This window comes from Streptomyces sp. NPDC007929 (assembly GCF_042959065.1).
GTDB lineage: Bacteria > Actinomycetota > Actinomycetes > Streptomycetales > Streptomycetaceae > Streptomyces.
Genome location: NZ_JBIBKD010000003.1, coordinates 565,368 through 579,664 on the forward strand (window position 1 = coordinate 565,368; position 14,297 = coordinate 579,664).

At 71.4% G+C, this 14,297-nt stretch carries 13 protein-coding genes and 1 pseudogene; 4 read left to right on the forward strand and 10 right to left on the reverse strand.

What is annotated here, in order from left to right; all coding sequences use genetic code 11:
- The first annotated feature begins 64 nt into the window (after positions 1-64).
- Positions 65-3,319: pseudogene (locus tag ACFZDE_RS12250) on the forward strand (S8 family serine peptidase).
- A 59-nt stretch (positions 3,320-3,378) separates the two neighbouring features.
- Here the strand turns inward: ACFZDE_RS12250 and ACFZDE_RS12255 are convergent.
- Positions 3,379-4,293, reverse strand: coding sequence for a helix-turn-helix domain-containing protein (locus ACFZDE_RS12255; RefSeq protein ID WP_390993553.1), 915 nt, complete (start codon positions 4,291-4,293; stop codon positions 3,379-3,381).
- A gap of 180 nt (positions 4,294-4,473) precedes the next feature.
- Here ACFZDE_RS12255 and ACFZDE_RS12260 point away from each other — a divergent pair, with 180 nt between their 5' ends.
- Complete coding sequence (locus tag ACFZDE_RS12260) at positions 4,474-5,514, forward strand: alcohol dehydrogenase catalytic domain-containing protein (protein WP_390993555.1); 1,041 nt, start codon at positions 4,474-4,476, stop codon at positions 5,512-5,514.
- A 223-nt stretch (positions 5,515-5,737) separates the two neighbouring features.
- Complete coding sequence (locus ACFZDE_RS12265; RefSeq protein ID WP_390993557.1) at positions 5,738-6,121, forward strand: VOC family protein; 384 nt, start codon at positions 5,738-5,740, stop codon at positions 6,119-6,121.
- Positions 6,122-6,184: 63 nt separating this feature from the next.
- On the opposite strand, the gene ACFZDE_RS12270 is transcribed toward ACFZDE_RS12265, so the two are convergent.
- The 6 genes from ACFZDE_RS12270 to ACFZDE_RS12295 form a co-directional block, all read right to left on the reverse strand.
- Positions 6,185-7,099 carry a DUF5829 family protein gene (locus ACFZDE_RS12270; RefSeq protein ID WP_391199918.1) on the reverse strand — a complete coding sequence of 305 codons (915 nt, stop codon included), beginning with the start codon at positions 7,097-7,099 and terminating at the stop codon, positions 6,185-6,187.
- An 86-nt stretch (positions 7,100-7,185) separates the two neighbouring features.
- Positions 7,186-7,878: a DUF4389 domain-containing protein gene (locus ACFZDE_RS12275; protein WP_390993559.1), complete on the reverse strand. Its 693-nt coding sequence runs from the start codon at positions 7,876-7,878 to the stop codon at positions 7,186-7,188.
- A 111-nt stretch (positions 7,879-7,989) separates the two neighbouring features.
- Positions 7,990-9,105 (reverse strand): AI-2E family transporter, encoded by a 1,116-nt coding sequence (locus ACFZDE_RS12280; protein WP_390993561.1) that lies wholly within the window; start codon positions 9,103-9,105, stop codon positions 7,990-7,992.
- Positions 9,106-9,166: 61 nt separating this feature from the next.
- The gene (locus tag ACFZDE_RS12285; RefSeq protein ID WP_391199633.1) at positions 9,167-9,493 is read right to left on the reverse strand and encodes a hypothetical protein; all 327 of its coding nucleotides are present in this window, start codon (positions 9,491-9,493) and stop codon (positions 9,167-9,169) included.
- Positions 9,486-10,154, reverse strand: coding sequence for a peptide-methionine (S)-S-oxide reductase MsrA (gene msrA, locus ACFZDE_RS12290; RefSeq protein WP_391199635.1), 669 nt, complete (start codon positions 10,152-10,154; stop codon positions 9,486-9,488). The genes ACFZDE_RS12285 and msrA overlap by 8 nt, the downstream gene beginning before the upstream one ends.
- A 101-nt stretch (positions 10,155-10,255) precedes the next feature.
- Complete coding sequence (locus ACFZDE_RS12295; protein WP_390993567.1) at positions 10,256-11,377, reverse strand: hypothetical protein; 1,122 nt, start codon at positions 11,375-11,377, stop codon at positions 10,256-10,258.
- 169 nt (positions 11,378-11,546) lie between these two features.
- Here ACFZDE_RS12295 and ACFZDE_RS12300 point away from each other — a divergent pair, with 169 nt between their 5' ends.
- Positions 11,547-12,701, forward strand: a complete 1,155-nt coding sequence (locus ACFZDE_RS12300) for a cystathionine gamma-synthase (protein WP_391199637.1) — start codon at positions 11,547-11,549, stop codon at positions 12,699-12,701.
- A 19-nt stretch (positions 12,702-12,720) separates the two neighbouring features.
- Here ACFZDE_RS12300 and ACFZDE_RS12305 read toward each other — a convergent pair whose 3' ends face one another.
- From ACFZDE_RS12305 to ACFZDE_RS12315, 3 genes are all read right to left on the reverse strand, one after another.
- Entirely contained in the window at positions 12,721-12,969 is a 249-nt protein-coding gene (locus ACFZDE_RS12305; RefSeq protein WP_390993571.1) for a hypothetical protein, read from the reverse strand.
- Between the two features lie 58 nt (positions 12,970-13,027).
- A complete protein-coding gene (locus ACFZDE_RS12310) occupies positions 13,028-13,531 on the reverse strand; it encodes a sigma factor-like helix-turn-helix DNA-binding protein (protein WP_390993573.1) in 504 nt (167 codons plus the stop codon).
- Between the two features lie 188 nt (positions 13,532-13,719).
- Positions 13,720-14,226, reverse strand: coding sequence for a MarR family transcriptional regulator (locus ACFZDE_RS12315; RefSeq protein ID WP_390993575.1), 507 nt, complete (start codon positions 14,224-14,226; stop codon positions 13,720-13,722).
- Between the last annotated feature and the right edge of the window lie 71 nt (positions 14,227-14,297).

Consider the following 14,297-nt stretch of genomic DNA (forward strand, 5'->3'; position numbering starts at 1 on the left):
ACAAGTGAAAAGGGCGTACGCGGCCACCGTCGCCACAGCGGCGGCCGTGGCACTGGCGGCGGGCATGACCAGCCCGGCGTCGGCCGACGGGCAGCAGGCGGCAGCGGCCGCCGGGCCGGCGTCCTTCACCGTCAAGCACCGCGTCACACTCATCACCGGCGACCGCGTCGTGCTGGACGCCAAGGGCCGGGTCATCGGCCTGGAGCACGCCAAGGGCCGCGAGAAGGTACCCGTCCAGATCCGCAAGGCCGGCGGCCACACCCTCGTCATCCCGGCCGACGCGGCCCGCCTGGTCGCCACCGGCAAGCTCGACCAGCGGCTCTTCGACGTCACCGAGCTCAACAAGTCCGCGACCCGCAAGGCCCAGAAGAGGGGCCTGAAGGTCATCGTCGGCTACCGGGGCAGCGCCGCGGCCACCAAGGCCGACGTCCGCGAGGCCGGCACCCTGCGCCACGCGCTGAAGTCCGTGAACGCGGACGCCGTGCAGACGTCGCAGCAGGACACGCCCGAACTCTGGGACGCGGTCACCAACGGCGAGAAGACCGCCTCCGGCATCGCCCACGTCTGGCTCGACGGTGTCCGCAAGGCCAGCCTCGACACGTCCGTCAAGCAGATCGGCGCGCCCAAGGCCTGGTCGGCCGGGTACGACGGCAAGGGCACCAAGATCGCCGTCCTGGACACCGGTGTCGACGCCACCCACGACGACCTCAAGGGTCAGGTGGTCGGCGCCAAGAACTTCACCACCGCGCCCGACGCCTCCGACAAGGTCGGGCACGGCACGCACGTCGCGTCCATCGCGGCCGGCACCGGCAAGAAGTCCGGCGGCACGTACAAGGGCGTCGCGCCCGGCGCGAAGATCCTCAACGGCAAGGTCCTCGACGACGGCGGCTTCGGCAGCGACTCCGAGATCCTCGCCGGCATGGAGTGGGCCGCCGCCGAGGGCGCCGACGTCATCAACATGAGCCTGGGCGGCGGCGACACGCCCGCCGTCGACCCGCTGGAAGCGGCGGTGAACAAGCTGTCCGACGAGAAGGGCGTGCTGTTCGCCATCGCGGCCGGCAACGAGGGCGAATTCGGCGAGCAGACCGTCGGCTCCCCGGGCAGCGCCGCCGCGGCCCTGACCGTCGGCGCCGTCGACGACAAGGACCAGCTCGCCGACTTCTCCAGCCGCGGCCCCGGCATGGACGGCGCTCTCAAGCCCGATGTGACCGCGCCCGGCGTGGACATCACCGCGGCCTCCGCCCCGGGCAACCAGATAGCCCAGGAGGTCGGCGAGAAGCCGGCCGGCTACATGACGATCTCCGGTACGTCGATGGCGACCCCGCATGTCGCGGGCGCGGCGGCGATCCTCAAGCAGCAGCACCCGGACTGGAAGTACGCCGAACTGAAGGGCGCCCTCACCGGCTCCACCAAGGGCGGCAAGTACACCCCCTTCGAGCAGGGTTCGGGCCGGATCCAGGTCGACAAGGCCATCAAGCAGTCCGTGGTCGCCGAGCCGGCCTCGGTGAGCTTCGGGGTGCAGCAGTGGCCGCACACCGACGACAAGCCGGTCACCAAGGAACTGACGTACCGCAACCTCGGGACGAAGGACGTCACGCTGAAGCTGGCGTCGACGGCCACCAACCCCAAGGGCCAGGCCGTCCCGTCCGGCTTCTTCAAGCTCGGCGCCACCTCGGTGACGGTCCCGGCCGGCGGCAAGGCCTCCGTGCCCTTCACCGTCAACACCAAGCTCGGCGGCACGGTCGACGGCGCGTACTCGGCGTATGTGACGGCGACGGGCGGCGGCCAGACGGTCCGCACGGCGGCGGCGGTGCAGCGCGAGGTCGAGTCGTACGACGTGACGCTGAAGTTCCTGGGCCGCGACGGCAAGGCCGCGAAGAACTACAGCGCCGACCTGACCGGCATAGCCGGCCTGGGCAAGGGCAAGGCGGCTGCGCCGTACGACGAGGACGGCACCGTCACCGCCCGGGTCCCCAAGGGCACCTACATCCTCAACACGAGCATCTACGCGGGCGACGACCCCGAGAAGTTCGAGGGCGCCGACTGGCTCGCCCAGCCCAAGCTCAAGCTCACCAAGAACACCACGATCACGCTGGACGCCCGCAAGGCCAAGCCGGTGGACATCACCGTCCCGGCCACCGGCGTCACGTCGTAGTTCGCATCCGCCGACTACACGGTCGAGGCCGGTGACAGCAGCTACTCCTTCGGCTGGTGGCTGGACTCCTACGACGGCTTCCGCAGCGCCCACGTCGGCCCGCCGATCACCGACGGCTCGGTGACCCAGCAGTGGGACGGCCACTGGTCCAAGGGCGCCAAGGAGCAGTACGACACGGTCGCCGGCGGCAAGGTCAAGCAGCTCGCCACCGGCTTCACCAAGCACTACAAGGCGAGTGACCTCGCCACGGTGAAGGCGGGTCTCGGCGCCGCGGCGAGCGGCAAGAAGGGCTCGCTCAACGCGGTGGGCTGGCTGCCGTGGAGCTCCACCGCCTCCTCCATCGGCCTGCAGCAGACCCTGCCCGGCACCCGCACACTGCACCTGTCCGCGCAGGGCGGCGTGACGTGGCAGCTGGAGTTCGCCCAGTCCGGAGGGGTGGACGAGGACGGCTTCCCGGTCGACGAGGCCGGCTACGACATGGGCACGCACACCTTCGCCGCCGGCAAGAGCTACTCCAAGACCGTCAACACGGCCGTCTTCGGGCCGCGTCTGGCCGGCGACTTCGGTGTCTTCCGCGAGGGCAACAAGATCTACGGCTCCCTGCCGCTGTTCGCCGACGGCAAGGGCAACGTGGGCTACTCGACGTTCTCCGCGGTCGACACGACCCTGTACCGCAACGGCACCAAGGTCGGCAGCAACGACGACCCGCTCTTCGGTGACAAGCAGTTCAAGGTTCCGGCCGGTGACGCCGCGTACAAGCTGACGACGTCGGTCAAGCGCAGCGTCAAGGTCGCGGCGGCCTCCACCCGCGTCGACGCGAGCTGGACGTTCCGCTCGAAGAAGACCAGCGACATCACCAAGCTGCCCGTCTCCACGGCCCGCTTCGGCGCGACCACCGGCCTGGACAGCAAGGTCGCGGCCGGCAAGACGGTCAAGGTCCCGGTCTCCGTCGAGGGCGCGGCCAAGGGCCGCAATCTGAAGTCGCTGTCGGTGTACGTGTCGTACGACTACGGCAAGACCTGGAAGAAGCTCACCGTCAAGGACGGCAAGGTGAGCGTCAAGAACCCGGCGAAGGGGAAGGCCGTCTCCTTCCACGCCAAGATCGCCGACAAGAAGGGCAACAAGTCGACGATCTCGATCTACAACGCGTACTACGGCAAGTAGGCCATTACGCATACGCGTTGACGGCCCGTCGGAAGCCTCGGCTTCCGGCGGGCCGTTCGTCACTCCGAGGGCGTCGAGGCCCTGGTGCCCGAGCGGGTCGCGTCCGCCCCCCAGCTCGCCAGCAGACGCAGCGCCTCCGCCGACGGGGTGTCCGGCTCCGCGTGGTAGGTGACCAGGGACTGCTCGCCGTCGTCGACCAGGCGGAACGTCTCGAAGGACAGGGTCAGGTCGCCGACCAGCGGGTGGTGCATGCGCTTGACGCCGTAGCTCTTCTCCTTCACGTTGTGGGCGGCCCACAACCGGCGGAACTCCTCACTCTTCACCGACAGCTCGCCCACCAGGGCGGACAGCTGAGGGTCGTCCGGGTGGCAGCCCGCGTCCATGCGCAGGTAACCGACGATGTCGGCCGCCTTCTGCTCCCACGCGAAGAACAGCTCGCGGTACTCGGGCCGCAGGAACACCATCCGCGCCCAGTTCCGCTCCTGCGCCGGCAGCTCCGCCCAGTCGCCGAAGAGCGCCGACGCCATGCGGTTCCAGGCCAGGATGTCCGAGCGGCGCCCCACGATGTACGCCGGGACGGACTCGATCGAGTCCAGCAGATGCCGCAGCGCCGGCCGCACCTGCCGGCTGCGCGCCACCGGCTTCTTCTTGTGCTGCTTCGGCTTCGCCAGATGCATCAGGTGCGCGTGCTCGGCGTCGCTCAGCCGCAGGGCACGCGCGATCGCGTCCAGCACGTCCGCGGAGACGTTGCGGCCGTTGCCCTGCTCCAGCCGCGTGTAGTACGCCACGGACACCCCGGCAAGCTGCGCCAGCTCCTCGCGGCGCAGCCCGGGCACCCGCCGCCGCCCGAAGTCGGGCAGTCCCACGTCCTCGGGCTTCAGCCGGGCCCGCCGGGTGCGCAGGAACTCACTGAGTTCGGCGCGCCGGTCCAGGCCGCCACCGGCCGCCGATCCGGATCCGGGCTGTTCGTCCATGCCGTCCAGTATTCACGGTCGTACGCGCACGAGCCTGACCCCGCCAGTGGTACGCACCGTGTGCGTACGCAAAACCGTGGTCTGGGTGAGTACGAACGAATCCTGCACGCTGGTGATCGTGCCCGGTCAGAAGATCCAGAAGGCAGCCGGGCACGCAACCCCGCTAGGAGGACCCCCGGCATGACCACTGTTGCCGCGTACGCCGCTCCCGCTCCCAAGGCCCCGCTGGAGCGCACCACCATCGAGCGCCGCGAGGTCCGCGAGTTCGACGTCCTGATCGACATCAAGTTCGCCGGCATCTGCCACTCCGACATCCACCAGGCCCAGGAGGGCTGGGGCGAGGCGATCTTCCCGATGGTCCCCGGCCACGAGATAGCCGGTGTCGTCTCCGCCGTCGGCCCGGGCGTCACGAAGTTCGCCGTCGGCGACCGCGTGGGCGTCGGCTGCATGGTCGACTCCTGCCGCGCGTGCGAGAACTGCAAGGCCGGCCGTGAGCAGTACTGCGTGCGGGGCAACGTCCCGACGTACAACGGCATCGGCCACGACGGCGAGCCCACCTACGGCGGCTACTCGCAGAACGTCGTCGTCGACGAGAACTTCGTCGTCCGCATCCCCGACGGCCTCTCCCTCGACGTCGCCGCGCCGCTGCTGTGCGCCGGCATCACCCTGTACTCCCCGCTGCGCCGCTTCGGCGCGGGTCCCGGCAAGAAGGTCGCGATCGTCGGCCTGGGTGGCCTCGGTCACATGGGCGTGAAGATCGCCGACGCCCTCGGCGCCGAGGTGACCGTGCTGTCGCAGTCCCTGCGCAAGCGGGAGGACGGCCTGCGGCTGGGCGCGGACCACTACTACGCCACCAGCGACCCGAAGACCTTCGAGGAGCTGGCCGGCACGTTCGACCTGATCGTGTCCACGGTGTCCGCCCCGCTGGACTTCAACGCCTACCTGTCGCTGCTGAAGACCGAGGGCACCCTGGCCAACGTCGGCGCCCCCGAGGAGCCGATCTCCCTCAACCTCTTCTCGGTGATCGGCGGCGGCAAGACCCTCGCCGGGTCCATGATCGGCGGCATCGCGGAGACCCAGGAGATGCTGGACTTCTGCGCCGAGCACGGCCTCGGCGCCGAGATCGAGCTGATCCGCGGCGACCAGATCAACGAGGCGTACGAGCGGGTCCAGGCCAGCGACGTGCGCTACCGGTTCGTGATCGACACGGCGACGATCTGACCCGTACAGACTGTGCGACACCCCTGAGGGCCCTGGCCGCGCGCCGGGGCCCTCAGGGGTGTCGGTGACGCACGGCGGGGGGCGGGGTGCGTGGGTTTGCGCGACGGGGGTGCGTTCCTGACGCACGAGGGTTGCGTTCCGGATGCACGACAGGGAGCGCGCGGGGTACACGAGGGGAGTGCACCACAGGGCTCCGCCGCCGCGTACGTCAGGGGAGGCCGCCATGACCGTGCAGCTCAACCACACCATCGTCGTCGCCCACGACAAACGTGCCTCGGCCCGGTTCCTCGCCGATCTCCTGGGGCTCGACGTGAGCCCGCCCTACGGCCCGTTCCTGCCGGTCGAGATACCCAACGGCGTGACCCTCGACTTCATGGACAGCCCCGGCGCCATCACGCCGCAGCACTACGCCTTCCTCGTCTCGGAGGAGGAGTTCGACGAGATCTTCGGCCGCATCCGGCAGGCCGGTCTGACCTACTGGGCGGACCCGTTCCACAGCCGTCCCGGCGAGATCAACCACAACGACGGCGGCCGCGGGGCCTACTTCGACGACCCCGACGGCCACCGCCTGGAGATCATCACCAGGCCCTACGGCAGCGGCGGCTGAACCGTCAGCAACCCGGCCCACCCCGTGGCCGCCCCGCCGCCCGGCACACCGGTGAGGGCGGCATCACCCGACCGTCTCGAAATCCCACACCGCGCGGGACCCCGGGCCGACCACCAGGGCCGAGTGGCCGATCCGCTCCACGTGCCGGTACGACACCGGATCGTTCAGCGCCATCTCGATCCGCCGGAGCCCCACCTGGTCCAGGGGCACCGCGTCGAACCGGATCGTCGTGCCGCCGCCCTTGGCCACGGCGCCCCCGCCCGGCAGGGACCGGACCGCGAAGCCGCCGGCCTTCAGCAGCGGCACGGTGTTGGCGAGGTCCCGGGCGGTCACCGCGAGCCGGATGCCCGTCACGTCCCGCATCAGGTGGTCGCGGTAGGCGTCGGGCAGATACCGCTCCCGGCCCACGTCGCCGGGGTGGGACGCGGGCTCGGTGCCGCCGCGCGGGTCGGCGAAGTACTCCGGCCGGTACTCCATCCCCCACGCGCCGAAGAGGTCGTACTCCTCGGTGGTGAAGACCGCGTCGAACCAGGGCACGGGGACGCCGTCGCCGAAGTCGCGCGTCTGCCGGAACTCGATCGGGTCGCTGATCCCGGCCTTCCGTAGCCGCTCGGTCACCGTGGGCAGGTCACCGGCGCGCTCGGTCGACACGCCGAGGCCGGTGGCGCCGAGGGTGCCGTCCTTCCCGGGGACGTCGCCCACGCCGAACAGCTCGACGTAGGTCTCGCGCCCCCGCAGATAGCGGCCGGTCCAGGTCTGCCCGCCGGAACCGGTGGTGGTGCGGACCTCGAAGTCGGCGAAGTCCCGCAGATACGGGGAGTGCTCGATGGCGTCCGCGGTCGCCCGGTCGAGCACGCCGTAGGCGTGGTTGTAGAACAGCAGCTGCCGCCCGCCCGACGTCTCGTCCTCCCCGGCCCGTGCCGTGCCCACGCCGCCCTGGACCGCCCCCGCGAGGGCCAGGGCGATGACCATGATCAGCTGTAACGCTCGTCTGAGAACCATGCGAGGGAGCGTAGGGCGGGAGGAAACGCTTCCGCTGGGGATCGCGCGGTTTGCGGACCGGGTCAGGGCTTGGTCAGCGGGGTGGCCGGGGGCGCTGCCGGGGGTGGCGTCCGCGAGGGTTCCTGCCCGCCCTGGTCCAGCCGGAACGGCGGGTACTGGTCCGTCAGCAGCGCCGCGTACGCCGTCACCCGGGCCGCCCAGCGGGCGAGGCCGATGATGAAGTCGAAGAGGTGCCGGGGGTAGCGGGCCGTGAAGAGAAGGATGACGACGGCCACCAGGGAGAGGAAGGGCAGCAGCCCTCCGCCCCGCCAGTTCTCGCCGCCCCAGCCGCCCCCGACGATCATCCCGACGACGATGTACTGCGGGATCGCCAGCAGCCACCACTTCACCAGGACCAGCCCGCGGGACAGCCGCTCGGGGTAGGCGACGTCGAAGTGCGCCGGGTAGTCGGGCACGTCGGCGAGGGTGAAGGGCGGGTAGCGGTCGGTGCCGAGGGCGGTGTGCGCGTAGTAGCCGACCCGCCAGTTCCAGCGCAGCACGCCGACGTTGTAGTCGAACAGGGCCCGCGGGTAGCGGGCGGTGAACAGGATCGCGAAGAAGGCGATCACGGTCACGACGACGAACCCGAGCCACAGGAACGCCAGCACGATGTAGTGGGGGATGGCGAGCAGCCACTTCACCAGCCACATCCACCGGGACAGCCGGGGGTCGACGGACGCCTCCAGGCGCACGGGCGACGCGGTGACAGGGACCATGTCACGGCCCTCCTCTCCGCCTGCAGACTCGCAAGCGGGGAGGAGCCCCGCGACCTGAGCGGGGCCGTTCGCGCGGCGGGCGCCGCCTGCGCGGCGTCGTCCCCCATGCCGCTATGACGGGACGGCGGCTTTCGCCTGGTCCTCGTCGGGGCCCGGATCGGCCGCTGGATCGACGAGCTGCTCGCGCACGTAGTTCCAGACCACCGCGATCAGCGCCGCCACGGGTACGGCGAGCAGGCTGCCCACGATGCCGGCCAGGCTGCCGCCCAGGGTCACCGCGAGGAGCACCACGGCGGCGTGCAGGCCGAGACCGCGGCTCTGGATCATGGGCTGGAAGACATTGCCCTCCAGCTGCTGCACCACGACGATGATGGCCAGCACGATCAGCGCGTCCGTCAGGCCGTTGGAGACCAGCGCGATGAGTACGGCGACGAAGCCGGCGAACAGCGCGCCGATGATCGGTACGAACGCCGAGACGAACGTCAGCACCGCCAGCGGCAGCACCAGCGGGACCCCCAGGATCCACAGCCCCAGGCCGATCAGCACCGCGTCGAGCAGACCGACGGCCGCCTGGGACCGTACGAAGGCGCCCAGTGTGGCCCAGCCGCGGTCGAACACGGCGGGGACGTCGGTGGCGAGCCGGCCGGGCAGCTGACGGGACAGCCAGGGCAGGAACCGGGGTCCGTCCTTGAGGAAGAAGAACATCAGGAACAGCGCGAGGACGGCGGTGACGACGCCGTTCACCACGGTGCTCACGCCTGTGACGACCGCCCCCACCATGCTGCCGACGCCTTCCTGGGCACGGGAGACCGCGCTGTCGAAGGCCTTGTTGATCTGTGCGTCCCCGATGTTCAGCGGCGGCCCGGCGGCCCACTCGCGCAGCCGCTGGATGCCCTCCACGACCCCGTCCGTCAGCTCCCCGGACTGGGACGCCACCGGTACGGCGATCAGCGCCACCACACCCACGGCGACCAGCAGGAACAGCACGGTCACGAGCGACGCGGCCAGCGCCGGGGGCCACCCGCGCTTGCGCAGGGCGCGGGCCGCGGGCCAGGTCAGTGTGGTCAGCAGCAGCCCGACCACCAACGGCCACACCACCGACCACATCCGGCCCAGCAGCCACAACGCCACGGCGGACATGGCGAACACCAGCAGCAACTCGGCGGAAACCCGCGCGGATATCCGCAGCGCGGCACGGGACCTGTCGGAATTCAGGGGCGCAGTCACGCAGGGCACCCTACGGGCTGCCAGGGCACCGGCAGCAGTCCCGTACCCCGGGAACGGACCGTCAGCGCACGGTGTACATGCTGAAGATGTGCACGGCCGCCTCGATCTGCGCCCGCGTGCGGTCGTCGGGGTTCCCCGTGACCCGCACGAAGACCACGGCCGAGCCGGGATCGTCCGCGACGCACAGCGTCAGCGGCACCCGGCCCGACAGCGGGTAGTCGTACCAGCCGTCGGGCTTCTCGACGTCGGTGTGAGGCAGGGCGCTGCCGACGGCCTGCCAGTCCAGGTCGTCGAACTCGCAGCCCGAGAACTCCGCGATGGCCTCGCAGAACGGCCGCAGCCCCTCCTCGAAGATCCAGCCCCCGCCGAAGCTCTCCGATTCAGCCACCGGCCCTCGCCACGCCGACCGGGCAGGACACGCCCGTCCCGCCGATGCCGCAGTAGCCCGCGGGGTTCTTGTCCAGGTACTGCTGGTGGTAGCCCTCCGCCGGGTAGAAGGGGCGGCCCTCGGCCGTGACGATCTCCGTGGTGACGGTGCCGTAGCCGGAGGACGTGAGGACCTTCTGGTACGCCTCGCGGGAGGACCTGGCGGTGGCCTCCTGCGCGGGGGAGTGGGTGTAGACGGCGGAGCGGTACTGCGTGCCCACGTCGTTGCCCTGGCGGAAGCCCTGCGTCGGGTCGTGCGACTCCCAGAACGTCTTCAGCAGGCGCTCGTACGAGATCCGCTCCGGGTCGAAGACCACCCGCACGACCTCGGTGTGGCCGGTCAGGCCCGAGCAGACCTCCTCGTACGTGGGGTTCTCGGTGTGGCCGCCCTGGTAGCCGACGAGGGTCGTCCAGACACCGGCCGGGAGCTGCCAGAACTTACGCTCGGCGCCCCAGAAGCAGCCCAGGCCGAAGTCGGCGGTCTCCAGGCCCTCGGGGTAGGGGCCGAGCAGCGGGGTGCCGAGGACGGTGTGGCGGTCGGGGACCGTGAACACCGGCTCCGGGCGTCCGGTCAGCGCCTGCTCGGCGGTCGGCAGCTGGGGCGTACGACGGTGCAGGAACATGCGGTCTCCAATCGGGGCGACGCCCTGCTCAACGCGGTGCGCCCGCCCGGAATTCCGGCGCGGCCGCTAGGGCGGGGCGCAGGCCGGGCCCCGGTCGGGACTCAGTGCGGCAGGCTCGCCGGGCTGCCGCCGTTCGCCTCGAAGCCCGCCACCGCCAGCGCCCGGTACACCGCGAACTCCGCCGCCGGGTCGGCCGACAGGGTCCAGGGCAGGGCACCCACGTGGCCGTCGATGTGTATCAGCTGGTTCATGGCCTCCGACCAGCGCTCACTGCGGACCAGGAAGAAGACCAGCAGGTGCCGCACATGCGCCAGCATCGGGTCGTCGGGGCGGGCCGAGTGCACCGCGTGCAGCGCGCCGTGCATCGCCTTCGTGACGACCTCGCTCTGCCAGAAGCTCGCGACCATGGTCACCTCGGGCAGGTGCTCGAACACGGCGAAGAGCGGCATCGCCGAGAGCAGGGAGCCCCGGGGCGCCCGGGCCGCGGCGGCCTCGGCGAACGCGTACGCCTCGGCGCGGGAACCGTGCCACTTCTCGCACCAGTAGTGCAGCGCGGCCAGGTGCGCCCCCATATGGGCCGGGGCGCGGTCCAGGATCTTCAGCCAGACCTGCTCGAAGTCCTTCTGCGCGTAGCCGAGCCCGCGGGCCACCGACAGCTCCACGATGTACGGGATCGGGTCACCGGGGGCGAGCAGCGCCGCCTCGCCGCACGCCGTCCGCGCCTCCTCCATGATGATCCGGAACTCGTCCGTGCCCGGCGTCGCCGTCCGCCACGCCTGCTGCACCAGGAACTCCGCGTGCACCGCGGCACCGCCCGCGTCCTTGGGTGCCTCGGACCGCCATACGCGCAGCCACTGCCCGCCCGGCGTCTCGCTCACCCCGCCGGGCCGCCGCGACAGCTCCAGCGAGGCCGCGCCCGCGAAGGCCTGCACCCGCTGCCAGCGCCGCTCGCCCTCCGACTCGGTGCCCGCCAGGAGCTGCTGGGCGGCGCGGTAGTCCTGCGTGCTCTGCACCACGTCCAGGACGTCCAGCAGGTCCTGGTCGGGGCCGGGCATGCGGATGTCGAGCTCCTCCTCGCGGACGAAGCCGTAGTTCGCGGGGTCCGCGGCGTCCGGGTGGTCGGGCGAGACCAGCCCTATCGCACCACCGCGCTTGCGCCGCAGGAAGGGGAGCAGCACGAAGCCCAGCATGACCAGCGCGATCAGGACCCACAGAATCTCCATGCGTCAAGCGAACCAGACCGCGCCGACAATTGGCCAACCTGCTCCCGGAAGCTGTGGAAAACTCCTGACACGCGCCCCCTCCGCCCGGTGGAAAACCCGGCCCTGTGGAAAACTCCGGCTCGTTCCGTCCCCCCGCACGCTTCGCGTCGGCGCACTACCCTCGGTGCTCATGAGCGACAGGCACATCAGTCAGCATTTCGAGACGCTCGCGATCCACGCGGGCAACACCGCCGACCCCCTGACGGGCGCGGTCGTCCCGCCGATCTACCAGGTCTCGACCTACAAGCAGGACGGCGTCGGCGGACTGCGCGGCGGCTACGAGTACAGCCGCAGCGCCAATCCCACCAGGACCGCGCTGGAGGAAAACCTCGCCGCCCTGGAGGGCGGCAGCCGCGGCCTCGCGTTCGCGTCCGGGCTGGCGGCCGAGGACTGCCTGCTGCGTACGCTGCTCACCCCCGGGGACCACGTGGTCATCCCGAACGACGCCTACGGCGGCACGTTCCGCCTGTTCGCCAAGGTCGTCGCCCGCTGGGGCGTGGAGTGGTCGGTCGCCGACACCAGCGACCCGGCCGCGGTGCGGGCCGCCCTCACCCCGAAGACCAAGGTCGTCTGGGTGGAGACCCCCTCCAACCCGCTGCTCGGCATCACCGACATCGCCGCCGTCGCCCAGGTCGCCCGGGACGCGGGCGCCCGCCTCGTCGTCGACAACACCTTCGCCACGCCCTACCTCCAGCAGCCGCTGTCGCTGGGCGCGGACGTCGTCGTGCACTCGCTGACCAAGTACATGGGCGGTCACTCCGACGTCGTCGGCGGCGCCCTGGTCACCGCCGACGCCGGCCTCGGGGAGGAACTGGCCTTCCACCAGAACGCGATGGGCGCGGTCGCCGGGCCCTTCGACTCCTGGCTGGTGCTGCGCGGCACCAAGACCCTCTCCGTGCGCATGGACCGGCACAGCGAGAACGCCGTCAAGGTCGCCGACATGCTCACGCGGCACGCGCGCGTGAGCAGCGTGCTGTACCCGGGTCTGCCGGAGCACCCCGGGCACGAGGTCGCCGCCAAGCAGATGAAGTCGTTCGGCGGCATGGTCTCCTTCCGGGTCGCGGGCGGCGAGGAGGCGGCCGTCGAGGTGTGCAACCGGGCGAAGATCTTCACGCTGGGCGAGTCCCTGGGCGGTGTCGAGTCGCTGATCGAGCACCCCGGCCGGATGACGCACGCCTCCGTGGCCGGTTCGGCTCTGGAGGTCCCGGCCGACCTGGTGCGGCTGTCCGTCGGCATCGAGAACCCCGACGACCTGCTGGAAGACCTCCAGCAGGCGCTCGGCTAGCCGGGCTCCCCTCGCGGGGTCACCAGCCGGTGAGGGGTGGGGTCGTCTCGGACGGCGGCTCCACCCACGGGCGGGCGGTCAGCGCCCACACGGTGAACGCCACGGCCGCCGTGAGCAGCAGCAGCCACAGCAGGCGGCGGGTGAGCGTCCTGCGCCGCAGCATGCGCCCGCCGCGGCGTACCGCCTCGGTGTGGATCTCGGGTGGCACCGGCCGCGGCGTCTGCTCCAGGAGCCGCCGTACGGCCGCCTCCCGGTCGTTCCCGCTCATGCCGCTCTCCGATCGCCGGACGGGCTCATCACCGCACCGCCTTGGCGGCCGTCGGATCTCATGACCGCGCCGCCTTCGCGGCGGTCATCGCGGGCGCCGGGCCCCGCTGCCGGTGCAGCAGGACCGACATCGCCCGGTGGCGGATCGCCCGCACCCGCTCGGGGGACAGGCCCAGCAGGGCCGCCGTCTGCTCCTCGGCCACGCCCTCGTAGAGCCTGAGGACCAGGATCAGCCGTTCCTGGGGGGTGAGCGGCGCCAGGGGGCTCGCGGGATCCGGCCGGGAGCGGCCGAGCGCGCCGTAGTGGTGCCATGTGCCGCGCGCGAAGCGGGTCACCAGGTACTGGCGGGTGCGGTCGTAGGGGTCCTCGCCGTGCAGCCGGTCCCAGGACGCGTAGGTGTGCGCCAGCGACAGCGTCAGCAGGCGCCGCGCGCGCGGGTTGTCGTCGGGGGGCTCGGCGGTGAGCAGGGTGGCGGCGTGCAGCAGCCGCCCGGCCGCGCCCGCGACGAACGCCTCGAACTCCCGGGCGTGACGCGCGGCCCGGGACGCATGCCGCTCCAGCACCGCGCCTCCCGCCTGACGGCGACCCTGAGGATGCGGGCACCCGGCCGCGCGCGGCGGGGCCCGGTCTCATATCAGGCCAGACACGGCCCCGAGGTCAAGAGCCGCGCACGGCTCTTGACGGCGCCACGCACGCGTACGGCCCGGACGGCGGCACGGGATCCGGTGCGCAACGGCGCCGCCGCGGCCGGTCACGACTCCGGCTGAGCCTCTGGCCCGGGGACCCCCTGTGCCGTCATCCGGGAGGACAGCGCGGTGTTGAAGCGGGTGAGGAGGCCGCAGAACGCCTCGCGCTCGTCGGGCTCCCAGTCGTGGGTCAGCTCGGCCATCAACTGGCGCCGGGAGGAGCGCACTTCCTCCAGCCGGGCCTGCCCGCGCGGGGACAGCTGGAGTACCACCGCGCGCCCGTCCTCGGGGTGGGAGGTGCGCTTGACCAGGCCGGTGTCGACGAGGGGAGCCACCTGCCGGGTGACCGTCGACGAGTCGATCCCCATGCTCGCGGCGAGTGCCTTGACGCCCATCGGGCCTTCTTTGTCGAGGCGGTTGAGCAGCAGATACGCGGCGCGGTCCATGGAGTTGCGCACCTGCCCGACTCCACCGAGCCGGGTCTGTTCGGCACGGCGGGCGAACAGCGCCACCTCGTGCTGCAGCGTGTCGAGAAGACCGGTGTCACCGACGGTCGTCATGTCCATCGACATTTCAGGTGTTGTGGGCATGGCCGGGGGCTCACTTCGTGGAGGGCTGGCAGATTGGGGGACAGGGTACGCGG

Excerpts from the sequence above, each read along its gene's own strand:
- ACFZDE_RS12305 (WP_390993571.1), bottom strand. The coding sequence starts at position 12,969 with ATGAGCGGGAACGACCGGGAGGCGGCCGTACGGCGGCTCCTGGAGCAG.
- ACFZDE_RS12255 (WP_390993553.1), bottom strand. The coding sequence starts at position 4,293 with ATGGACGAACAGCCCGGATCCGGATCGGCGGCCGGTGGCGGCCTGGAC.
- ACFZDE_RS12300 (WP_391199637.1), top strand. The coding sequence starts at position 11,547 with ATGAGCGACAGGCACATCAGTCAGCATTTCGAGACGCTCGCGATCCAC.
- ACFZDE_RS12295 (WP_390993567.1), bottom strand. The coding sequence starts at position 11,377 with ATGGAGATTCTGTGGGTCCTGATCGCGCTGGTCATGCTGGGCTTCGTG.
- ACFZDE_RS12260 (WP_390993555.1), top strand. The coding sequence starts at position 4,474 with ATGACCACTGTTGCCGCGTACGCCGCTCCCGCTCCCAAGGCCCCGCTG.
- ACFZDE_RS12315 (WP_390993575.1), bottom strand. The coding sequence starts at position 14,226 with ATGTCGATGGACATGACGACCGTCGGTGACACCGGTCTTCTCGACACG.
- msrA (WP_391199635.1), bottom strand. The coding sequence starts at position 10,154 with ATGTTCCTGCACCGTCGTACGCCCCAGCTGCCGACCGCCGAGCAGGCG.
- ACFZDE_RS12275 (WP_390993559.1), bottom strand. The coding sequence starts at position 7,878 with ATGGTCCCTGTCACCGCGTCGCCCGTGCGCCTGGAGGCGTCCGTCGAC.
- ACFZDE_RS12265 (WP_390993557.1), top strand. The coding sequence starts at position 5,738 with ATGACCGTGCAGCTCAACCACACCATCGTCGTCGCCCACGACAAACGT.